At 39.6% G+C, this 23,364-nt stretch carries 21 protein-coding genes, 2 tRNA genes and 1 riboswitch; of the genes, 3 read left to right on the top strand and 20 right to left on the bottom strand.

Going from position 1 to position 23,364, the window contains the following annotated elements; genetic code table 11:
• Positions 1 to 27 precede the first annotated feature (27 nt).
• The 13 genes from phnE (C5L23_RS03415) to C5L23_RS03355 all read right to left on the bottom strand — a co-directional run bounded on the left by phnE (C5L23_RS03415) (position 28) and on the right by C5L23_RS03355 (position 12,039).
• The gene (gene phnE, locus C5L23_RS03415) at positions 28 to 837 is read right to left on the bottom strand and encodes a phosphonate ABC transporter, permease protein PhnE (protein ID WP_010008215.1); all 810 of its coding nucleotides are present in this window, start codon (positions 835 to 837) and stop codon (positions 28 to 30) included.
• A gap of 12 nt (positions 838 to 849) precedes the next feature.
• Positions 850 to 1,671 carry a phosphonate ABC transporter, permease protein PhnE gene (phnE, locus tag C5L23_RS03410; RefSeq protein ID WP_010008217.1) on the bottom strand — a complete coding sequence of 274 codons (822 nt, stop codon included), beginning with the start codon at positions 1,669 to 1,671 and terminating at the stop codon, positions 850 to 852.
• The gene (phnC, locus tag C5L23_RS03405) at positions 1,671 to 2,417 is read right to left on the bottom strand and encodes a phosphonate ABC transporter ATP-binding protein (protein WP_010008218.1); all 747 of its coding nucleotides are present in this window, start codon (positions 2,415 to 2,417) and stop codon (positions 1,671 to 1,673) included. The genes phnE (C5L23_RS03410) and phnC overlap by 1 nt, the downstream gene beginning before the upstream one ends.
• 167 nt (positions 2,418 to 2,584) lie before the next feature.
• On the bottom strand, positions 2,585 to 3,631 hold the full coding sequence (locus tag C5L23_RS03400) for a phosphate/phosphite/phosphonate ABC transporter substrate-binding protein (RefSeq protein ID WP_010008220.1): 1,047 nt from the start codon (positions 3,629 to 3,631) through the stop codon (positions 2,585 to 2,587).
• Between the two features lie 322 nt (positions 3,632 to 3,953).
• Positions 3,954 to 4,394: a F0F1 ATP synthase subunit epsilon gene (locus C5L23_RS03395; protein WP_133264295.1), complete on the bottom strand. Its 441-nt coding sequence runs from the start codon at positions 4,392 to 4,394 to the stop codon at positions 3,954 to 3,956.
• 14 nt (positions 4,395 to 4,408) lie between these two features.
• The gene (atpD, locus tag C5L23_RS03390) at positions 4,409 to 5,809 is read right to left on the bottom strand and encodes a F0F1 ATP synthase subunit beta (RefSeq protein ID WP_010008223.1); all 1,401 of its coding nucleotides are present in this window, start codon (positions 5,807 to 5,809) and stop codon (positions 4,409 to 4,411) included.
• Positions 5,810 to 5,908: 99 nt separating this feature from the next.
• The gene (locus C5L23_RS03385; RefSeq protein WP_010008224.1) at positions 5,909 to 6,817 is read right to left on the bottom strand and encodes a F0F1 ATP synthase subunit gamma; all 909 of its coding nucleotides are present in this window, start codon (positions 6,815 to 6,817) and stop codon (positions 5,909 to 5,911) included.
• A 14-nt stretch (positions 6,818 to 6,831) separates the two neighbouring features.
• A complete protein-coding gene (gene atpA / locus C5L23_RS03380; RefSeq protein WP_010008225.1) occupies positions 6,832 to 8,355 on the bottom strand; it encodes a F0F1 ATP synthase subunit alpha in 1,524 nt (507 codons plus the stop codon).
• A 12-nt stretch (positions 8,356 to 8,367) separates the two neighbouring features.
• Positions 8,368 to 8,910 carry an ATP synthase F1 subunit delta gene (atpH, locus tag C5L23_RS03375; protein WP_133264294.1) on the bottom strand — a complete coding sequence of 181 codons (543 nt, stop codon included), beginning with the start codon at positions 8,908 to 8,910 and terminating at the stop codon, positions 8,368 to 8,370.
• An 11-nt stretch (positions 8,911 to 8,921) separates the two neighbouring features.
• Entirely contained in the window at positions 8,922 to 9,428 is a 507-nt protein-coding gene (gene atpF / locus C5L23_RS03370; RefSeq protein WP_010008229.1) for a F0F1 ATP synthase subunit B, read from the bottom strand.
• A gap of 22 nt (positions 9,429 to 9,450) precedes the next feature.
• Complete coding sequence (atpE, locus tag C5L23_RS03365) at positions 9,451 to 9,672, bottom strand: F0F1 ATP synthase subunit C (RefSeq protein WP_133264293.1); 222 nt, start codon at positions 9,670 to 9,672, stop codon at positions 9,451 to 9,453.
• Between the two features lie 131 nt (positions 9,673 to 9,803).
• On the bottom strand, positions 9,804 to 10,526 hold the full coding sequence (gene atpB / locus C5L23_RS03360; protein ID WP_010008231.1) for a F0F1 ATP synthase subunit A: 723 nt from the start codon (positions 10,524 to 10,526) through the stop codon (positions 9,804 to 9,806).
• 235 nt (positions 10,527 to 10,761) lie between these two features.
• On the bottom strand, positions 10,762 to 12,039 hold the full coding sequence (locus C5L23_RS03355; protein ID WP_133264292.1) for a uracil-xanthine permease family protein: 1,278 nt from the start codon (positions 12,037 to 12,039) through the stop codon (positions 10,762 to 10,764).
• Between the two features lie 540 nt (positions 12,040 to 12,579).
• Here C5L23_RS03355 and C5L23_RS03350 point away from each other — a divergent pair.
• Positions 12,580 to 12,652: transfer RNA gene (locus C5L23_RS03350), tRNA-Lys, on the top strand.
• Between the two features lie 5 nt (positions 12,653 to 12,657).
• Positions 12,658 to 12,729, top strand: a tRNA-Asn gene (locus C5L23_RS03345).
• A 91-nt stretch (positions 12,730 to 12,820) separates the two neighbouring features.
• Here C5L23_RS03345 and rpiA read toward each other — a convergent pair.
• The 6 genes from rpiA to adhE all read right to left on the bottom strand — a co-directional run bounded on the left by rpiA (position 12,821) and on the right by adhE (position 21,639).
• Positions 12,821 to 13,525, bottom strand: a complete 705-nt coding sequence (gene rpiA / locus C5L23_RS03340) for a ribose-5-phosphate isomerase RpiA (protein WP_420813002.1) — start codon at positions 13,523 to 13,525, stop codon at positions 12,821 to 12,823.
• Complete coding sequence (gene rbsK, locus C5L23_RS03335) at positions 13,515 to 14,450, bottom strand: ribokinase (RefSeq protein ID WP_010008236.1); 936 nt, start codon at positions 14,448 to 14,450, stop codon at positions 13,515 to 13,517. The genes rpiA and rbsK overlap by 11 nt, the downstream gene beginning before the upstream one ends.
• A 124-nt stretch (positions 14,451 to 14,574) precedes the next feature.
• Positions 14,575 to 16,128, bottom strand: coding sequence for a YhgE/Pip domain-containing protein (locus C5L23_RS03330; RefSeq protein ID WP_010008237.1), 1,554 nt, complete (start codon positions 16,126 to 16,128; stop codon positions 14,575 to 14,577).
• Between the two features lie 96 nt (positions 16,129 to 16,224).
• Positions 16,225 to 17,175, bottom strand: a complete 951-nt coding sequence (locus C5L23_RS03325; RefSeq protein ID WP_133264290.1) for an aldo/keto reductase — start codon at positions 17,173 to 17,175, stop codon at positions 16,225 to 16,227.
• 125 nt (positions 17,176 to 17,300) lie between these two features.
• A complete protein-coding gene (serS, locus tag C5L23_RS03320) occupies positions 17,301 to 18,611 on the bottom strand; it encodes a serine--tRNA ligase (RefSeq protein WP_010008241.1) in 1,311 nt (436 codons plus the stop codon).
• 325 nt (positions 18,612 to 18,936) lie between these two features.
• Positions 18,937 to 21,639 (bottom strand): bifunctional acetaldehyde-CoA/alcohol dehydrogenase, encoded by a 2,703-nt coding sequence (adhE, locus tag C5L23_RS03315; protein ID WP_010008243.1) that lies wholly within the window; start codon positions 21,637 to 21,639, stop codon positions 18,937 to 18,939.
• A 262-nt stretch (positions 21,640 to 21,901) separates the two neighbouring features.
• Between adhE and C5L23_RS03310 the strand changes: the two genes are divergently transcribed.
• Complete coding sequence (locus C5L23_RS03310; RefSeq protein ID WP_133264289.1) at positions 21,902 to 22,588, top strand: DUF6198 family protein; 687 nt, start codon at positions 21,902 to 21,904, stop codon at positions 22,586 to 22,588.
• A gap of 19 nt (positions 22,589 to 22,607) precedes the next feature.
• Here C5L23_RS03310 and C5L23_RS03305 read toward each other — a convergent pair whose 3' ends face one another.
• A complete protein-coding gene (locus tag C5L23_RS03305) occupies positions 22,608 to 23,183 on the bottom strand; it encodes a folate family ECF transporter S component (RefSeq protein ID WP_133264288.1) in 576 nt (191 codons plus the stop codon).
• Between the two features lie 36 nt (positions 23,184 to 23,219).
• Positions 23,220 to 23,322, bottom strand: a riboswitch (THF riboswitch).
• Between the last annotated feature and the right edge of the window lie 42 nt (positions 23,323 to 23,364).

The raw sequence follows: 23,364 nt of genomic DNA, 5'->3' as shown, positions 1-23,364 counted from the left end.
AAAAGACGACTGCAGTCGTCTCATTGCTTAACCATGTAAAATCTTTTGACGTAATTTGTCTGATAGAATTTCAACAACAAATACTAAAATAAACAACCCAATCAAAATAGCGCCAACTTGATGCCAATGATAAGCACTTAAAGCAAAAATCATTGGTGCACCAATACCACCAGCACCTACCAATCCTAAAATCGTCGCTTCACGTAAATTCATATCAAAACGATAAACTAAAATTGAAATAAAGTCAGTCCCTAGTTGTGGCAAAATACCGTAACGGATTTTTTGAAATAATGTTGATCCGAAAGCATCCAAAGACTCTAAAATACCTGAATCTAAATCCTCAATTGTTTCAATAAATAACTTCGATATCATACCAATTGATACAATAGCCAATGTCATCACACCAGCAAACGGTCCTGGTCCGGTCACACGAATAAACATTAAACCATATACCAATGATGGCACTGTCCGAATCGCCATAATAATGAAACGCGTGATAATGACAACTGGACGTGGCACAATATTTGTCGCCGAAATAAATGATAACGGCACAGCAATAATAGCACCAACTAAAGTCCCGAGAAAAGCAATCGCAATGGTTTGCAAAATAAGATAGGCAACACCACTATCTCCCAATCCAAATAACAAACTCGTATCCGGTGTTAAAATACCACCCAAGATATTGCGGCCCATTTCAAAACCTTTAGCTGTAATATCAGCACCACCTAATGCCGGCATCGAGGATGCGAGCAGTATCAAAACAATGATAATCGTAATACCGTACTGAACACCACGTCGTGGCTCTTTACTGAGAACAGCTTCTAACTTCTCACTCATGTTGTTCTCCCCTTAACTCAAATGTTTACGCAACTGCTGACTTACCGTTTCGATAATCACAACAGCCACAAAAATAGATAGTAATATCATGCCCACACTTTGGAACTCGCGCCAGCCAATCTTTTCATTCAAAATCATACCAATACCACCAGCACCGACATATCCCAAAATGGCTGCATAACGAACATTACCTTCAAAAGCAAATAACGATGTCGAAAGATATGTTGGTAAAATTTGTGGAAAAATCGTCGTTACAAAAGCACGTGATGAATTCGCACCAGTTGCAGTTAACGCCTCGTAAGCTCCCATATCAACTGTTTCGATATATTCAAATAATTGCTTACCTACGAACGAAAAACTAAATAAGAAAATGGCAACTGTTCCCGCAAACGTACCCAAGCCAAAAATATATGTGGCGATCAACGCTGATACTAATGTTGGCATTGTGCGTACAACAGTTAAAATAAAACGTGCGGTTAAATTAATTGCACGATGATTCGTCATATTACTGGCTGCTAAAATAGCAATCGGCAATGCCAATAATGCACCGAAAAATGAACCCAATAATGACATTTGAATTGTCATTAACAGTGGTCGCCAAACCTGGACAAAATACGATAGTTTTGGTGGGAACATACTACCAAAAATTTTCCAAAAACCCGCAAAATTTTCGAAAAGCGTCACAATGCTAAAGCCAGTAACCCAAACCGATACAACAATACCAATCAGCAGTAAGAAGAGAATTAATGGCAAGCGAGTAAATTTTTGTGTTACAGTTTTACCATTTTCAAGTGTAAAACTTTCAGCTTCAAATAATTTATCATACCAACCCATTATTTAGCCTCGTCTTTACTATAAATCAAATCTAACATTTCTTGTGTCACACCATCTGCTGGTCCATCGTACACGACCTTACCAGAGCGGATACCAATAATACGCTTAGAATATTCAAGAGCTAAATCAACATGATGAATGTTAATCAAAACAGTCTGTCCCAACTCTTCATTAATACGCTTAAAATCATCCATCACCTCGTGAGCTGTGACTGGATCTAAAGCCGCAACTGGTTCGTCTGCCAATAATACACTCGGATTTTGTGTTAATGTTCGTGCCAATGAAACACGTTGCTGTTGACCGCCAGACAATTGATCAGTACGCACAAATGCTTTATCTAGCATCGATACTCGATCTAGTGCTTCTAACGCGCGCATTTTTTCTTCCTTAGAAAACAAACCTAATAGTACGCGACCAAATGGCATATCCGGTACTAACGAACTCATGACATTCTTAATTACTGAAATACGAGGAACCAGGTTATATGATTGAAAAATCATCCCCACTTTACGTCGGTACTGGCGCAAAGCCTTACCTTTTAGCTTTGAAATCTCCACGCCATCAACTGTTAAGTGGCCCTCAGTAATGTCATTAAGTCGATTAATTGTTCGAATAAACGTTGACTTTCCTGCACCAGACATACCGATAATTCCAATAAACTCACCGTCTTCGATTTCTAAATTAACATCCTGTAATCCCTTTACACCATTAGCGTATGTTTTTGAAACGTGTTCAAATTTAATCATAATTGCCGTCCTAAAGTTTTATGTATGTGAGCCGTATGGGCTCAAACGCAAGAAAAGCGGCACATAATCGCGCTGCTTTTCCGACGTTTTGAAATGCGTTAGGTTGTTACTAATACCAAGTATCATGTTCTATCAACAAATACTATTGATTAATACATCACCCAACATTATTTTTGTGATGATTTCAGCAACTTTTGTGCCGCACGTTCACCATCGTAATTAGATGATTTCGCTGGTTCATATCCCTCATGTGAATACACTGCAATAACCTTTTTACCTTCTTTAGTCTTAGCTAAATTAATAAATGCTTTTGACAATGCCTTTTCAAATTCAGGTGTCATAACCTTTGATTTCTTTGATACAGAAATTGTGTCATTATAAATTTCTTGTGATACACCAATAACATTTGTTTCTTCCCAAATTGACTTTGGTTGTTTGTAATCAGTTGTCCACATTTTAGCAAAATTAACACGCGCATCACCATAAGCTGGCATAACATCAATTTGTCCAGAGGCTAAACGCGCCATCCCTGATCCATATGAATCAAGTGTGACAGTGTTCTTCAAATTCGAAACTGTTTTATTGTAATTTTTATTCAACCATAATGAAGGATAGATGTATCCAGCTGATGATGTTGTTGATGATAAGCCCCATTTAGCGGAGTTCAAATCTTCCCATGTCAACTTTTCACCAGCATTAACTTTCTTAGCTAATGCTTGTCCCTTAGCAGATGGACCTGCAATAAACAATGAACGGTACTTTGATGACTGACCATTAGTTAATTCTGTTGCCTTACCGTCATTCCATTTCGCAGCATCTGAAGAGTCTTTATTCAATGCCGCACGTGTTGCTGTCAACAAAACTTTAGCACCATCTTGATACATCACATACGTACCACCCGGAATGAAGCCAATATCAGCTGTTCCTGATGACAAAGCTTCACCGGCAGCTTCATAGCTCGTACCAACTTTGATATCAACTTTCTTAACGTCATACCCTTCTTTTTTCAATTCGTCCTTTAACAACGTCTTCATTGGCGCTGTCATCGTTACGATTTTATCAGGCTGCGTTGACGGAACAAAGTAAACCTTCAAATCTTTGATAGTCTTATCTGATGCTGCCTTTGATCCTGTATGTGTAAAGCCAAAATACGCCGCAATTGCAACAATAATGACGATAACAATACCCGCTAATGTTTTTGCATTCTTGCTCATGACACTCTTCTCCCCATTTGCCTAATGACAATTTTTCTGTAACAAATATAACTCACGGCATGATAAGCAAATGCTATCGCTGCACTATTTACTTTTAAAAGTCATTGTATATTTATCCCGCTTATTAATATAACAGAAAATTAGGCCATTAAGTTCCTTTTATGATTAGAATGTACTCATTTTGAAATGAAACGTCCGGTACATAACGAACATTATATCCTGATATGTCCTTTATTCCGAACGTTAATTTTAAAAGCGTTTTCTTTTTATCGGTGTAACAAAAAAAGCCGAATGCTACCATTCAGCTTTTTATAGAAATAATCTATTTACCTTGCTTTGCAGCAGCAACATGAATACGATTAACAGCACGCATCAAAGCCACGCGAGCACGCTTTAATTCGTCCTCGTTATGCACTTCTTGTGCATGTTGAATACGCGTTTCCGCACGATCTCTTGCGCTTTGAGCACGATTAACATCAATTTTATCTGATGTTTCCGCACTATCTGCAACAACCGTTAATACGTTATTTGAAAACTCTGCAAATCCACCATTAACAGCTAAAGAAACCGTTTTACCGTCTTTTTTTACCAATAATTCATTGATATCTAACGCTGCTAATACTGGTTCGTGATGCCGCATTAATCCAAATTGACCACCTTTAGTGTTCACAGTAGCAATTTCAATACTTTGCTCATTGTAAACATCACCTTCGGGTGTCACAATCTGGACTTGAATACCTTGAGTTGTTGTCTCATCAGCCATTATTCAATACCCCCTTATTGGGCCATTGTTTGGGCTTTTTCTACAGCTTGCTCAATCGCACCAACGTTACGGAATGCATCTTCAGGTAAGTTATCGTACTTACCATCCAAGATTTCCTTAAATGAACGAACAGTTTCAGAAACCGGTACATATTCACCCTTAATGCCAGTAAATGTCTCCGCAACAGAGAATGGTTGTGACAAGAAGAATTGAATACGACGTGCACGGTTAACTGTTGTTTTCTCTTCATCAGATAATTCGTCCATACCCAAGATAGAGATGATGTCTTGCAATTCGCGGTAGCGTTGCAATGTACGTTGTACTTCAGTTGCAACTTCATAGTGCTCTTGACCAACAATTTGTGGGTCCAAAGCTGATGAAGTTGAAGCCAAAGGATCAACGGCAGGATAAATACCTTGTTGTGTCAAGGCACGTTCCAAGTTAGTTGTCGCATCCAAATGGGCGAAAGTTGTTGCAGGCGCTGGATCAGTATAATCATCGGCAGGCACATAAACAGCCTGAATTGATGTAACAGAACCCTTCTTAGTTGAAGTAATACGCTCTTGTAACTGACCCATTTCAGTTGCTAACGTTGGTTGATATCCAACGGCTGAAGGAATACGTCCAAGCAAAGCTGATACTTCTGAACCAGCTTGTGTGAAACGGAAAATGTTATCGATAAACAACAACACGTCCTTTCCTTCATTGTCACGGAAGTTTTCAGCCATTGTCAAACCAGTCAAAGCAACACGCATACGGGCACCTGGTGGTTCGTTCATTTGTCCATAAACCATGGCAGTTTGAGCCAAAACACCTGACTCTTTCATTTCATGGTACATATCGTTACCTTCACGTGTACGTTCTCCGACACCCGTAAAGACAGAAATACCGTTATGGCCTTGTGCGATGTTATGAATCAATTCTTGAATCAAAACAGTTTTACCAACACCAGCACCACCAAACAAACCAATCTTTCCACCACGAACATATGGTGCAAGCAAATCAATCACCTTGATGCCTGTTTCCAAAATTTCGGTAGAAGTTGTTAGTTCATCATATTGTGGTGCCTCACGATGAATGGGGTTGCGCTTTACACCAGCATCAATATCGCCGGCATTATCCACAGGATTCCCTAACACATTGAAGACACGACCCAAGGTTGCTTCACCAACAGGTACTGAAATTGCTTCTCCAGTATCTGTTGCTGCCATACCACGTTGTAGGCCATCTGTTGAATCCATGGCAATCGTACGGACAATACCGTCACCTAAAGCCAATGAGACTTCAACTGTCAATGTTGTATTATCACCTTTATCAATAACTAATGCGTTATTGATATCAGGAACTGTTTGCCCTTGTTCAAACGCAACATCGACGACCGGACCAATCACTTGTACGACTTTTCCAGTACTCATTGTCGTTTCCTTTCCAATTTTAACGTGTGACTGATACTTATTTTTTATCACACTAATTGTCTTACAGTTGTTAAACAAACAAAAGAATCGTCAATAAGACTATCCTAATGCTGCCATACCACCTGTAATTTCTGTAATTTCTGTTGTAATTTCAGCTTGACGTGCACGGTTAAATTGTAACTCTAAGCGACCAATAAGATCCTTAGCGTTATCCGTTGCAGCTTTCATCGCTGTTGATGAAGCTGCATGTTCAGCCGTCTTCGCATCAAGAACTGCTTCATACACTAAACTCTGTGCAAATTGTGGTAGCACAACATTCAAAACTGCTGTGGCATCTGGTTCGATGTCATAAACACTTTGAACATCTAGCTCTGCTTTATCCTCATTAGTACCACCCATTGCATGTAACGTATCTGCAGTCAATGGTAATAACTGAACATCACGAAATTCGCTAGTTAATCTGTTGACAAAGTGATTATAAACGACGTGAAGTGCATCAAACACCTCAGAATCATATAGACTTGTCACTGTATTTACAACATCACGAATTTCGTTATAACTTGGCACATCGCTTACACCGCGATGTTCAAGGACAATGTCAAATCCCAACTTCTTATAAAAGTCGGCACCATTGCCACCAATTGCCAAAATAGCAGTGTTATCTTGTGTCAAACCAAGGCGTTCCATTAAAGCGTTAGTCTGTTTAATGATATTGGCGTTATAAGAACCAACTAAACCACGATCTGATGTTACTACCAAAATGCCAGTCTTCTTAATTGGCCGTTGGTTAATCAAAGGAATATGTGCGGCATCAGCATTATCAAATAGATGTGCTGATACAAGATGTTCCACAATTGATTCCAAACGAGCCGCATAAGCTGAATAACCACTACCAAAACGTTGAATTTGACTCAACTTAGCAGTCGAAACCATCTGCATGGCACTTGTAATTTGGCGAGTTTTTTTAGTTGAAGCAATTCGACGCTGAATATCTTGCAAAGAAGCCATATCAGCGCCCCCTCTTATTCTTGTTCATCTGAGACAGAAGATGCAAAAGTTGCTTTAAATGACTCAATTGCTTGATTCATATCTGCTTCTTCTGGCAAACTCTTGGTCTCAACAATTGTCTTATATAAGTCAGCAGCGTTCGCATCAACATAAGCAATGAGTTCATCTTGGAAACGCTGGATATCTTCAACTGCTACATCATCAATATAACCATGCGTCAATGCGTACAATACAAGTACTTGTTGTTGAACAGGCATTGGCTTGTTCAATGGTTGCTTCAAGATTTCAACAGTACGGCGTCCACGTGCTAACTTAGCTTGTGTCGCAGCATCCAAATCGGAACCAAATTGCGCGAAGCTTTCCAATTCACGGTATGAAGCCAAATCCAAACGTAGAGTTCCAGCAACCTTCTTCATCGCCTTAATCTGAGCATCACCACCAACACGTGAAACAGAAGTTCCAGCATCAATAGCAGGACGCACACCAGCGTAGAATTGATCAGCATCCAAGAAAATCTGACCATCGGTAATTGAAATAACATTGGTTGGGATATATGCTGAAACATCACCAGCTTGTGTCTCAATAAATGGCAAAGCAGTCATTGAGCCACCACCTAGTTCGTCAGACAACTTAGCTGCACGCTCTAACAAACGTGAGTGTAAGTAGAAGACATCACCAGGATAAGCTTCACGTCCAGGCGGACGACGAAGGATCAAAGACAGCTCACGGTAAGCCGTTGCTTGCTTTGACAAATCATCATACACGATCAAAACGTGCTTGCCATTGTACATGAATTCTTCACCCATTGCTGCACCAACATAGGGTGCAAGGTAAAGCATTGGTGCTGGTTCAGAAGGACCAGCATTCACAACGATAGTATAATCCAACGCACCCATTTGACGTAATGTTTCAACTTGTGTACGTACTGTTGAATCTTTTTGACCGATTGCAACATAAATAACAATCATATTTTGGTCTTTTTGGTTCAAAATTGTATCAATGGCCAAACTTGTTTTACCAGTTTTACGGTCACCAATAATTAATTCACGCTGTCCTCGACCAATTGGTACAAGGGCATCAATTGCTTTAATACCTGTTTGCAACGGTTCAGAAACTGACTTACGTTGCATAACCCCAGGTGCTTTTACTTCAACAGGTCGTGTCTTATCTGTCTTGATTTCACCCAATCCATCGATTGGTTGTCCCAAAGCATTCACAACGCGACCAATTAGTTGTTCGCCAACCGGCACTTCCATAATACGTCCGGTACGCTTAACCGTATCACCTTCACGAATGTCGTCATACTTACCTAAAATAATAATACCGACATCGTTAGATTCAAGGTTTTGAGCCATTCCATATGTGCCGTTGGTAAATTCTACCAATTCGCCAGCCATAGCATTTGCCAAACCGGTTGCACGGGCCACACCATCACCTACATAAGTGACAGTTCCCACCTCTTCTACAGTTAGCGTTGTGTCGAACTTTTCGAGCTGTTGCTTAATTAAAGCAGAAATTTCTTCAGCTTGAATAGCCATTTTTCATCCTCACTAACCTAATAATTGTGCCTTAAACTTGGCGATTTTTGTTTTCAAGCTACCATCAATCAAGGTAGACTCTGATTGTAAGATAACACCACCTAAGATGCTCTCATCTATAGTGTTTGAAACATTAACTTTCTTTGCCCCTGTTTTTTGTGCAAAGACTTTTGCCAAACGCTGTAGTCGTTCCTCATTAAGAGGGACACTAGTTGTCGCTTCAACATCAACGATACCATGCATTCTGTTATAAGCATGCATAAACTGTTCTATAACTAAATGTAAAATATTTAATCGCTCATTATAAGCCAATAGCTGAATTAAATTCTTCACACTTTCTGGTGCAAAATCAGTTAATGTAGCCAACAAAGATTGCTTAATATCGTCAGTTACCTGAGTAGATGTTAAAATCTTTACCAACGTTTGATTATCCTGCAAAACAGTTTGAATCGTTTGCAAACTTACTTTAATTGTTTCGACATTATCTTGTTCGCTTGCTAATTCAAAAATTGCTTTAGCATATTGGTCAGCAATGTCTTTATTATTCTTTGCCATCCCAATACTCCTTATTCAGACTTTTCCAAGTCCGAAATATAGGCATCAATTAATGCTTGTTGATCATTTAACGATAATTCTTTTTGCATTAACTTTGACGCAATTGCAACAGATAATGCTGCGACGTCATTCTTTGCGCTAGAAATCGCATCATCCTTGAGTTTTTGTGCCTCAACTTCAGCTTGGCTGTTAATTGCTTGTGCACGATCACTAGCTTGACTAACTAAGACATCGCTTTGCTTTTGTGCACTTGCTTTTGCATCAGCAACCACTTTTGTTGCTTCGTTGCGCGCATTTGCCAATTCACCTTGACGTTTTGACGCTAATTCTTCTGCTTGTTGACGTGCAGTTTCTGCACCATCTAAATCAGAACTAATTTTGTCCGCACGTTGATCAAGAATGTTCATCAGTGGCCCGTAAGCTACCTTAGATAAGACCCACATCAGTAAGAGGAATGCAATCAAGACAAAGAGCATTGAGCCTAACGGCACGCTCGCTAAAATTGTTGTCTCCAACATGATTCTCCTCCGCTAATCTTAATTATCTGTTCATCAACATGAAGGCGAAAACGATTGACAAAATTGGCATAACTTCGACCAACGCAACACCCAAGAACATACGCGACAACAAACGACCTTCTAATTCAGGTTGACGGCTCATACCGGCCAAAAACTGTGAAATTAAAACACCGTTACCAATACCACCACCAATGGCAGCTGCGCCGGCAGCAAGTCCGGCAGCAATAACACCTAAGTGCTCCATGAGATTATCTCCTTTATCCTCTAGCACACTGAATTGATTCATCAAATATCAGTGTACTATTCAAAAAAATTATACTTACTAATTATTGTGGGCAATAGTCTCACTATTTTTCCACTATCACACTTCATTACTTATTCGTCCCCACTCAACTGGGCGATGAATACGCCTGTCAATATGACAAAGACATATGCCTGAATGGCACCAATAAAGAGTGAAAATCCTTGCCAAATCATTTCAATTGGCAAAGCTACTACTGACCAAAAACCATTAAAGTGACCTGGCCAAGCTAGGCTGTTAGCCACCAATGTTAGCAACATTTCACCAGCGAAAATATTTCCAAACAATCGCAATGACAACGTTAAGAAATTGGCCAGTTGCTCAATGATATTCAAAGGCAACATCCAGGCATATGGCTTGAATAACATATTTTTAATATATCCACCAAAACCAAGTTCCTTAACACCAGTTCCATGAGCCACCATTAATGACATAATGGCTAAGGTCATTGTTACCACAGGATCTGCAGTTGGTGATTTAATATAAGTTACATCACCAAATTTAATCTGCAACAATAAGCCCATTTCGTTTGCCACGATTATGAAGAAAAACAACGTAAACGCGTACAAACCAAAAGTTCTTGCCTGCGACTTGCTTAATTGGCCACCAACAATATTGTTAGTGAAATCCAACAAATATTCAATTGCATTTTGCTTTTTACCTGGTCTAACACTCAAGTGACGTGTCAGCAACCAAGCGACTAAAACAACAATTGCACTCGCCAGCAACGTTGAAAGAATGGTGGTCCAATCAAATGTTAGCCCAATAAACTCAAACGTTGCCGTAGGTTCATCCATGCGCTTTCTCCTTTCTTGCTATTTGGCGAAATGGTCGAAATCGGCTATTCGTCATAAATACATAAATTTATAATACTCTTTTGAATTAAAAAAACAACATAAAAACCACATTTTTCACAAACCCTTATATCTTTACCAAAGCCACTATTAATGATAACGTTTTCATTATCTCTTTTATATTTGCCATACCCTTTAGCGTATATAAAAAAGCAACACACTAACGTGTGTCACTTTTTTAATCTTCTTTTTCAGATGCTGCAACACGTGGTAAGCAAATATTCAAGATAATCCCAAGAACAGTTGCAATTGCGACACCAGAAAAGTCCATTTGTGAACCAAGTTGCAAATGAAAGTTACCAATACCAACAACCAGTATAGGTGCTGCAATCATTAAATTACGTTTACGACTATAATCAACTTTATTATCAACAATAACCTGTAATCCTGCTGCTGCAATGACACCATACAACATAAAGCCAACACCACCAGTGACTGCACCAGGAATCGTTGAGATTAATGCAGAAAGTTTACCAACAAAACCAAAAATAACGGCGAAAAAGGCAGCACCACCAATCACCCAAACAGAGTAAACACGACTCAATTGCATAACGCCAATATTTTCACCATATGATGTCACAGCAGGACCACCAATTAAACCAGCAACAACAGAAGCTGTCCCATCTCCTGTCAATGTCCGCTTCAATCCCGGATTTTCAAAAAAATCATGTCCAGTAATTTTATTTAAGACCATTAAGTGACCTAAGTGTTCTGATAATGTAACCAAAGCAAGTGGTGCCATACTCAAAACAGCTGCCGGATAAAATTTGAAACCATCCTTATCCATAAAGCTTTCAAAATTCGGTAACGCAAACCATTGCGCATTAATAACTGGCTGTAAATCAACAAGACCGACAATCAAGGCGACAATATACCCAAAAATAATACCAAGCAATACTGGCATTAATCCCCAAAAGCCACTCAAGAACATATTAAAGCCAATTGTCGCTAGTAAGGTCACCAACGCTACCAAAAAAACACGAATATCATAATGGTTATTCAACATCGTGGCTGAGCTCGCAGCTGATCCTGCCAAGCTCAAACCAATTACCATGATAATAGGACCAACAACTTCCGGTGGGAAAATCTGATTAATCCACTTCGTTCCAGTTACTGTCACAAGTAAAGCAACTAGCAAATACACGACACCAACAGATATAATCCCCTGGGCCACTGCCGGATAGCCAATCGTCTTCATCAGTGAAGCCATTGGAATGATAAATGCAAAACTCGATCCCATATAAGCCGGAATTCGGCCACGGGTGATTAACAAGTGAAGTAATGTCCCTACACCAGATGTAAACAGCGCAACACCTGGATTCAACCCCACAAGCAAGGGTACCAATACCGTTGCACCAAACATGCTAAATAAATGTTGTAATGATAGACCAAACCACGTCCAAAACGGTGGTCGTTCTTGCACATCATAGATTGCATTACTAGCCTTTTGTCTCATGACATATCTCCTAAATTCATACTGCTTACCATTATAAGCAAAAATAAAACAATTAGCATCTATAATATTATTTTTTATAAAAATCAGAATAATAAAAAAGCACAACCATGCTTACCATCATTGTGCTTTTCCATTATTCTCATGTGAAACACGCTGCAAACGTGTTACTTAAATACGCCATTCAAATGTTATCTAGCGTGTGTTATCGGTAATTCATTCCCCTACCAGATTGTCTATCAATCAGCGCTTTCATTCACGAATTAGTGTTCACGTATCATTGACTATACATGCTATCATTTCGCTTATTGATTCGACCACCGGCTATTAAACATCTCAATTGAAGCGTTTTGTTCAAGTTGTCTTTGCGTCATCTATAGCCTCCTCTTATTTGTTAACTTAATTATAGCACACAATGTTAGCGCTTTCAATACTACTAAAAGTACTTTTTAAGTATCTAATCGAAAACATTGTATTTTAATCTTAAAAAGTATTGCATCATCAAAAAAATCATGTTATATTATTATCTGTTGTTAAAGACATGGACAGTTAGCTCAGTTGGTAGAGCAACGGACTCTTAATCCGTGGGTCCAGGGTTCGAGCCCCTGACTGTCCACTTTTTGCTCCATAGTTCAGCGGTAGAATAACGCACTGTTAATGCGCAGGTCCCTGGTTCGAATCCAGGTGGAGCAGTTCCAAACGAGTAGCTTTTGCTACTCGTTTTTCTATCATTAAAAACACCCACCATCTCATAAAATGGCGGGTGTTTTTTATCTAGCAACATTTATAATTTTTGATTAGCTGTACGACGCTCCAAAACTTCAATACCATCGTCATTCCCTACAATAACACGATTAGCAATACCCAAGAACAAGCCGTGCTCAACAACACCAACCCTACTTTCTAAATATTGCGCTAACTCATATGGGTTATTGATTACATCCAGTACCAAATCAATAATATAGTGCTGTGCATCTGTTACAATACGTCTGCCTAAATTATCGACACGATAACGTGGATTCAACCCTTTCAATGCAAATTCACGATATAAACGCCCACTGCCAAATGGTACAACTTCAACCGGAAGCGGGAAACTACCTAAAATATTGTGAACCTTACTTTCATCAACAATCCAGACATTTTCCTTTGAATTTTTGGCAACAATTTTTTCCATTAGTAATGCTGCCCCACCGCCTTTAATGCCATTAAGATAAGTATCCACTTCGTCCGCGCCATCAATCGTTAAATCAATACCATCTGTGTCATCAATATCAACAATTCGGATACCAAGTTCTTTGGCACTCAACGTTGTCTTTTCAGAAGTTGTTACGCCAACAATATCCAAATGTTCTTTTTTAATCCTTTGTGCTAAGGCAACTAAGAAATAAGATACTGTCGTGCCAGTACCAAGCCCTACCGTGGTATGATTTTGCACTAACTTTGCTGCATAATTACCAATTTGTTGCTTAATGTCGTTTTTACTCATCAGCAAGACCTCGTTCCACTAACAATGCATCAACTTCTCGCTTCAAAGGAATCGCTGCAATAGCCCCCGGCCTTGCTACAACAATAGATGATGCAGCGGTTGCGCGTGTCAATAACGCTTCGATTGACAAATCACTCGACCAGTTCGCAGCTAAAGAACCAATAAAGGTATCACCCGCAGCCGTCGTATCAACAACTTTGGCAGGAATAATAGGGACAATACCCTGCTGTTGCTTCACATCGTAATAAACACCATCAGCACCCAAAGTCACAACAATATCTTTAAATCCTTTGTCATGTAAGATATCAATAACCTGTTCTAATTCTTTTCGATCTGTTGTTGCAGGAACACCCGCCAATGCAGCCGCTTCTGTTTCGTTTGGCACCACAAGGTCTGTGTGATCAATAATTGCTTGTTCAATATAATGCGTGACAGGTGCTGGATTCAAAATAGTTGTTACGCCGTGCTGTTTGGCAATTTTAAACCCCTCTTCAATCGCTTCACGAGGAACCTCCAACTGCGCGACAACCACATCGGCTTCAGCAATGACTGATTCAGCCCGTCTGACATCTTCACGCGTCAAACTCATGTTCGCGCCACCATGTACCAATATTGTATTATGACCATCAGGTTCCAACATAATTGTTGCCGACCCTGTATGTGGTGCTTTTGTCGTAATATAACGATCATCCATTTTTTCATCTGTCATCAATTGACGAAAAGCCAAACCACGATCATCATCCCCGATCGCACCAATCATCGCCACTTGGCTACCTTGACGTTGTGCCGCAATGGCTTGGTTAGCACCTTTTCCACCAAAGTTACTCGACTGGTCGGTGACACCCAGCGTCTCACCTTGTCGTGGCAAGCGTGGCACCTTTTGAACGATGTCAATATTTAAACTCCCAATCACAACTACATTACGCATATACGCCTCCAGTTTCTTTAATCGAGTAAACCATTACAATTTCATATTAGCATTTCAACACCGATGTGTAAACGCTTTCACATTACGACATTAAAAAAGCCGGTGGTGCCGGCTTTCAAACTATTTATGAGGCATCCGTAGCAAGGGTTTTGTTCCAAACCGCACGTTGGTGCACACGATAACTGATGACAATTAACATCGTTAGGACTAAAAACCAGATAATCACAATCAATATATCGTTGGTCACCTCACCACCAAATACAGCAGACTGAATAGCAGACTGAATTTGATGTAAGGGTAATAATTGATGAAGCAATTGAAACGGCTTATCTAAAATGGCCAAATGATATAAATCAGTTGCCATAAAAGTCTGAATAGTCAGCAATACCGTTGCCAACCACCAACCAATTTGTCCTAAATAATGCTTAAATAACCAAACAATACTGGTCAACAACCACAAACCAATTACATTAATGCCCATCAGCAACCAGATATTCTCAAGTGAAATGTGCCACAATAACGGTAAAGCACCCATAACCACAGCGCTTATAATCGATAAGAGACCAACAACACGGAAAGTCTGCCACCATTGCTCAAGCGCTAATGTCTCGGCTTTAACATGTGATACTTTCAAGATAATACCAAATAAAATAGCTTGTATTGTTAAAGCAATTGCTGTAATCGTTGGCAAAGTCACTTGTCCGGACTGCTTAATCGGCCGCTGATCCACTGTATGCATGGCAATCATCTGATTTGTTCCATTAGCATCTTGATTATCTGCCTGTTGCCCCAACATTGTTTTTAATGATTTTTGAATACCATTTTGACCATCAGCAATTGTTTTAGCACCCGCTTGGATAACGCTATCTTGACTGCTTAGCATCTTCGTATCATCCAGGCTCGTGGCAATACCCGCTATTGAACTAACAATATCAGTTTGCATTTTATAAGATAATGTATTGATTTTAGTAGCCAATTCCGACATTTTTTCTTTATCATCACTAGCAACGGCTGCATTTAATGCTGAAGAATATTGTGCCAAGTCATTGGCTGTATCTGTTGCATCTTTTTGCAAATCTGCTGCCTTATCTGTGTCTAAATTACGCCCAACTGCACGTAAATTAGTCTGTAAGTCGTTAGCTTCATCCTGTAGTTGTCCACTTTGTTTGACAAGATTTTCTAAAGTACTAGCACCAGTATTTCCCATCAGCAACTGCTCACTTAATCCAGTGACAATATTAGTCAACCGACGCTGGATCTGTTCTGTCGCAAAGGCGTTACGACCAGAATCAATATATTGTTGAACAACGATAGGCTTTCCAGAGTGCTTAAATTCAGATAATCGCTGTGTTGTATTCTCTGGCCAAACCAAAACAGCCGATACTTGTTTTTGCTCGAGCTTCTGGCGCGCTTGCTTCACCGTATTGACAGATACAAAATCAAGTTGCTTTTGAGCCATGAGCCCCTGGCTTAATTGCGCACCAATATTTTGATTTTTACCTTGATACTTAGCGCCCGAATCCTGGTTAACAACAGCCACTTTTAAACGATTAGTATGTTGTGCCACGTGGCTGGTCACCCCAAGCCAACCGCCAACTAATAAAGTAGGTACAATAAGTGCTAAAAGCCAGCCATAGACTGCTCGCCTATTGTCTAAAACGGTTTTCCAACCTAACATTTTTTCATTCTCCTCATGATAACAATACTTATTATGTTACCTGCAAATTCATTGCGTTGTGAAGAACTTTATAAAATCTTAGGATTTTCCAGATTATTAGGGTAAATCATGACCAGCAGCAACGTATAAGTCATACCATTCTTGATTTGTTAAGTCATAATCTAAGTCTGTCATCTGTACAATACGCTCAACATTCATTGTGCCAATAGTGACTTGAATTTTTGCAGGATGATGTAAAATCCAAGCGACGGCGATGCTACTTTTTGTCACATCGTATTTAATGGCTAATGCTTGCAACGTTGCATTCAATTCAGGAAATTGTTCGTTATCGACAAAAACACCACCAAAATAGCCATATTGCAATGGTGACCAAGCTTGAATCGTCATTTTATTGAGACGCGAGTAGGATAAGATATCGCTATTATCCCCAAGAGTATGTGTACTATCAACGTTAACATGCAACTCATTATCAATCATATTGGTATGTTTCAATCCAAATTGTAACTGATTAATTTGTAGTTTTTGCGATAAGGCACTTTGTAACAGCGTCACTTGACCCGGATGCATATTCGACACGCCAAAATAGCGCACCTTGCCAGATTGTTCCAACTGTTGGAAAGCCTCGGCAACATCATCTAAGACCATTAATGCATCTGGACGATGTAACAAAAAGGTATCTAAATAATCTGTTTGTAGCCGACGTAATTCTGTGTCCACTGTCGCTATCAGATGTCGCTTACTAAAATCATAGCGTGGTCCCTTTAAACCATCACCATCAATTTGACCATCAGCCAAAATAACACCAGACTTAGATTGAATATAAATGTCGTGACGGGCAATACCGGTTGTCTTTAATGCATCACCAAATATTTTAGAGCTGCGCCCTGCACCATAAATATCAGCTGTATCAAAAAAATTAATGCCATTACCATAAGCTGTCTGAACAATCTTCTGGGCTTCAGATGCAGATTTATCGTTAATCCGCATAACACCTAATGCAACCTTGCTCGCTTGAATATCCGTTTGTCCAATTTGAATTTTTTGCATAATTTTCTCCCTGTTCACGTGCTTTCGCCTACAGTATACACACATCAATGTCAGAGTAGTTAAAATATGACTGCTGAACAAACTAAAAAATGAGCTGTCAAAATGACAACTCATTGATCGTACTTTTAAATATGGCGTGTAGCTTGTAAATACTCTTGTCCACCCATGTATGGCTGCAATACTTCTGGAATCGTCACTGTACCATCCTCATTTTGATAATTCTCTAGAATGGCCGCAATTGTACGTCCAACTGCTAAACCTGAACCATTGAGTGTATGAACAAGTTGTAACTTACCCTGTTCATCACGATAAGTAATATGCATGCGTCGCGCTTGGAAATCTTCGGTATTAGAGACCGAAGAAATTTCACGATAAACTTGCTGTTGTGGCATCCAAACTTCTACATCATAAGTCTTGGCTGCACTAAAGCCCATATCTCCCGTTGACAAAGCAATCACATGGTAAGGCAAACCAAGTTTTTGCAGAATATTTTCCGCATTGGCAGTCATTTTCTCTAATTCATCATATGACTGCTCTGGCTTTGTAAATTTAACCATTTCAACTTTATTAAATTGATGCAAACGAATCAAGCCACGCGTGTCTTTTCCGGCAGCACCCGCTTCTTTTCTAAACGATGGTGACAAGGCTGTAAATTTAATTGGCAAATCTTCAGCAGGCAAAGTTTCACCTGAATAGTAATTCGTCAGTGGCACTTCAGCTGTTGGAATATATGTTTGATCTAAACCAGCTACTCGATACGCATCTTCTTGAAACTTAGGGTATTGTCCCGTACCAAACATCGCTGAATCATTCACAACAATCGGCGTAATCATTTCCGTATAACCTTCTTTACGATGTTCATCCAACATAAAGTTATACACAGCGCGTTCCAAACGCGCACCATCGCCAACGTAATACAAGAAACGCGCACCTGAAACTTTAGCACCACGTTCAAAGTCTAAAATACCCAGTCTTTCACCAATATCATAATGCGCCTTAACCCATTCTGGTGTTGGTGCTAATGCTTGTGGCCGATGACCATAAACCGCTGGTTCCCACTTTCTTTGCTCAACGTTAGCTGCTTCGTCTGGCCCAACCGGTACGTCCTCATGCGCCAAATTAGGCAAATGAGCTGCCAATGATTGTACCTGTTCATCCAATTGCGCTTGTTGCGCGTCCAATGTTTTAATTTCAGCGCCAACTTCTTGCATTTGCGCAATAGCTTCACTTGCATCCTCTTTATGACGCTTAGCAAAGGCAATTTTTTCAGTTACATCATTGCGCTGTGACTTCAGTGATTCAACTTTTTGAATCGTATCACGACGTTGTTGATCAACCGCCAGCAATTCATCTAATTTTTCTGGTGCAACACCACGATCTACTAAACGCTGCTTCGCTTCTTGTGTTGATTTGCGTAAATATTTGATATCTAACATTGATTTTGCTCCCTTTTATCTCAAAATGAAAAGCGCGCTCACATCCCAAAGGGACGAAAGCGCGCTTCCGTGGTACCACCCAACTTTCGTATATCACATTCACAATATACGACACTTCATTCAACCAAATAACGGTGGTAACCGAGTGGCATTACCCACTAAACGATAATTGCTGGAGTTTCGATCGTGTTATTTCTCATCAACCAATAACTTTCTGAAGCGGATCTACTTATGGCAAACTGTAAATTCATTCTAGCTTATTTTAAGCTACTCCGCAAGGTATGGCCAAAAAATAGATGTGGTTATGATGCCAATTCAATCAACATTAGAACTGATCAAGTAATAATTGACGGATTTCTGATAGGCTTGGTTGGCGTGGATTACCAGGTGTGCACTGGTCATTGTAGACTAGATCTGTCAACTTATCCAATGACTTTTCTAAGTCAGCCTTAGATACACCGTTTCCTGATAAGGTAGTATCCACTTCAACACTCTTTACTAATTCTTGAATCTTCTTAATCAAAGCATCAACCAACGCTGCATCGTCCTTACCACTCAAACCAATGTGACGCGCAATATCAGCATAGTCCTTTTGTGCTGTGTAGGTTTCATAACGTGGGTATGGTGTGCGCTTAACGTTACCAGTAACCGCGTTGAAACGAATCACATGTTGCATAGCGATTGAGATAGCCAAACCGTGTGGCAAACCAAATTCGCCACCTGTCTTGTGGGCAAGAGAGTGATTAATACCCAAGAATGAGTTGGCAAATGACATACCAGCTAACGTTGAAGCATAGTGCATCTTTGTACGTGAATACTGTCCTTCTTTTGTCGGATTCTTAGGATCATACTGGTAAGACGCTGTTAAGTTCTCAAAGATTAACTTAATCGCTTGAAGTGCCCATGGCCGTGTGAATTCAGAAGCCATGACAGAAACATAACTTTCAAAGGCGTGTGACAAAGCATCTAATCCTGACAAAGCCACTGTTCGCTTTGGTACTGTCATAACAAACTCAGGATCAACAATTGCAACTTCAGGTGTTAATTCATAATCTGCTAATGGATACTTAACATGCGTATCATCGTCTGTAATGACGGCAAATGGTGTGACTTCTGAACCAGTACCTGATGTCGTTGGAATAGCTACCATCTGCGTCAAGCGTGCATGATAGAACTTCACAATACGCTTACGGATATCCATAAACTTCTGTTGGAGTTCCATAAACAATTCTTTAAGTGCTGCTGTATCTTCAAGGATACCCTCATGACGTGATGAGTATTCATACATGAATCGCGCAATTTTACCAGCATCAAGAGCAGAACCACCGCCCAATAGGATCACTGTATCTGGCTTAAATTCAGCCATTTGACGTGCAATATCAATAGCTTGTGACAATGTTGGATCTGGCTTAACAGAACCATAAATTGATGTCTGGACTTGATCTTGACGCAATTCTAGTTGGCCTAATACACGGTCAACAAATCCAAACTGTACCATACCAGGATCAGCAACAATGAATGCGCGTTGAACGCCTGGCAAATCTTGTAGATAAGTCAAAGCGTTGGATTCGTAATAAACTTCCTTAGGCAAACGTACCCATTGTGGTCGATTACGACGGCGTGCAACAGTCTTAATATTTAGCAAATCATAAGTTGACAAGTTATGTGACAATGAATTCTTCCCCCATGAACCAGTTCCTAGTGTTAATGATGGTCGCATTGCATCTGTATAGATATCACCGACACCACCAATTGAATCAGGTTGATTAACTAGGATACGTGAAGCACCGATAGCATCAGCATATTCCTTAACAAACGGATCATCTTGCGCACCAATTTGGATGGCTGCGTTATGACCAGCACCTTGATAATTCAATAACTTTTGAACAGTTTCGATGGCTTCTTGACGAGTATTCACTTTATAGATTGACAATAATGGGCTCAACTTTTCAGATGAAAGTGCTTCACCGATATTCTTTTGGTCTAATTCAAATAACAAGACATCAGCGTCATCTGGCATCTTTACACCAGCTTGCTCAGCAATCCAACGACCACTCATACCGGCAACTGGTCCGGCTACACCATAGCCCTCAGCATTTGCCTTAAAGACAAAGCTGGCAATCTTATCGTAGTCCTTCTTAGGGACAACATAAGCACCTTGTGCTTGTAACTGTGCTAACACGGCATCGTAAACGGGAGCTTGAATAACTGCTGAGTTTTCAGTGGCACAAATCATACCATTATCGAAACGCTTTGATAATAGCAAATCTTCAACTGCTCGGTCAACATCAACCGTCCCGTCAATATATACAGCACCGTTACCGGCACCAACACCCATTGATGGATTACCTGACTTCAAAGCTGCATTAACCATTGAAGGACCACCGGTTGCCAAAATTGAGGCAATGTGTGGGTTTTGAATTAATGCTGATGTGGCATAAAGTGATGGCTTCTCAATCCACTGAATAAAGTTCTTAGGTGCTCCGGCTGCAACAGCAGCTTCGTAAACCACCTTAGCTGCAAGTACTGACGACTTCTGAGCTTGGGGATGGAAAGCAAAGATAATCGTATTACGTGTCTTCGCTGTTAGCATTGACTTGAAAATAGCTGTAGAAGTTGGGTTGGTCGTTGGCACGATTCCAGCTAGAATACCTAGCGGCGCTGCCAATTCAACCTTTCCTTGGATTTTATCTTCATTAATAACACCAACGGTCTTATCAAATTTAATCGCGTTATAAACAGATTCCGATGCAAAACGATTCTTAGTATCTTTATCTTCAACAACGCCTCGACCTGTTTCATCATGGGCTGCATGAGCTAATCGTAATGAATTTTCAGAACCGGCTAACGCCATAGCTGCGACAATTTCATCAACCTTTTCCTGTGAGAAAGTTGAAAACTCAGTCAAAGCCCTTTGTGATTTTTCAATCAATCCGGCGATCATCGTCTCTGCTTGTTGGGTTAATTCTGCTTTTTCTTCTGGAGTTAAAACCTTTTTTACTGGCTTCTTTGCTGTTGTTTGTACCATAATTTGTACTCCTTTTTATATTGCTCATTTCTTAACAATATAAGTATATATCAGCTTTTTTAAAAAAGCAACTTTTTAATCAAAAAATCTGTGAACGCCTTAATCTGCATGCGCTTTCAACGTTGCTATAATGCTATTTACAGTTTGTAAATAAAGTCACAAAATAAATAGATTTATCTTTTGTATTTGTTCAGTGCAAAAATTTGCTATAATTTTCCTATTGTAACCAAATAAAATAATGTCTCGAAAGGACAATAAAATTATGTATATTGTAGACGGACAATATTTTGAACTCACGTTAAAACAGAAACTATTTTTCTTTGTTATTTCATTAGTCATTAATGCCTTTGGGAACGGTCTTAGTGTCGCAACTGCTATGGGTTCGGCCCCATGGACAGCAGCTGGTGCTAACTTATCCAACGCAACGCAGTGGCCAATTAGTGTTTTTTTGGCCATTATTGCTGTTAGTATTGCTTTGATTAATATGATACTTTTACGCAAAATTGATTGGCCACGATTCTTTGGCAATATCATCTTTGGTCTTTCTTTTAGCTGGCTTGTCGGCGTCTTCTCAAAGCTATTTATTGCGTATGGTATTCAAAATATTTCCTGGACACTACGCTTACCTATAGATATTTTTGCTGTTTTCTTGATTGGTGTCGCCATCTCCATTTACCAACGTGCTAACTGGATTATGCATCCTTTAGATGATTTGACCAATATCCTACGATTCAATTATTTTTTTGGTAATGCATCTAAAGCACAAATGAGCAACTTCGTTATTGCGATTACATTATCCCTCATCGCCTTTCTGTTTAGTCATCAACTTGTTGCACTAGGCGTGGGCACTGTTTTTTCATTTCTATTACAAGGTCATAATATCGCTTGGACTGATCGTCATCTCTTCAAACGCCTTGTCCATGGTGATGTTTATAAAAAAGAAGCCTAATAAAAAAGCTAAACAATGTTTAGCTTTTTTTGTTAAATAATTCAGTGATTAAATGCTTAATAATTGCATTATTTAAGAAAATATAAGTAATCAAAATCTGTATTGGCACGAAAATAATTTGCTTAATCAAACGTGGTGTAATAAAAGCATAAAATGTTTGCCAATTCGATATTGGATGATACATCATTTGCAACCACAATGTATTTGAAATTAAGTTAATAATGATTGAGACCAAGATGACGGCAATGACAACTCGCAATAACCGTGTATGTTCATAACCATAGTATGCTGTGCCATAAATCAAACCCGCCACAATAGCAGATAAGGTGAAACCAAAAAAGAAATTACCATTAGGACTAATAATCGTTGCACCAACGATATCCAAAACCGCTGCAACTAACATCGTCCATAATGGGCCGTACAACTTCGCAATCAAAGATATCGCAACAAACCCGAAGCTAATTCTAAGCATATTAGTACCGACACTTAAGCGCCCTAATACCATATCTAATGCCATCAACAAGGCAAGCACAACCAGCTGCTGTGTCCCTAATTTAGGCAGCGAAAACGACCGAAACAACGTACTTCTATTCATAAATCTGAACCTCCATTTGGAGTGGTTCACCTATTTATTGGTGAATGTGACAATGATATCGCGTAAAGCAACTGCTTCACTTCGTCGATGGCCCACATTCCGTTTCCATCACACTTAACGCATCAAAGTCTACCCCTGTTTATTTTTGTCTCCCGACAAGTCTATTTTAACACGAAAATCC

Origin of the sequence: Leuconostoc fallax (genome assembly GCF_004354645.1) — a bacterium.
In the GTDB taxonomy this organism is placed as follows: domain Bacteria; phylum Bacillota; class Bacilli; order Lactobacillales; family Lactobacillaceae; genus Leuconostoc_B; species Leuconostoc_B fallax.
This window is presented reverse-complemented; position numbering and strand designations above follow the sequence as displayed.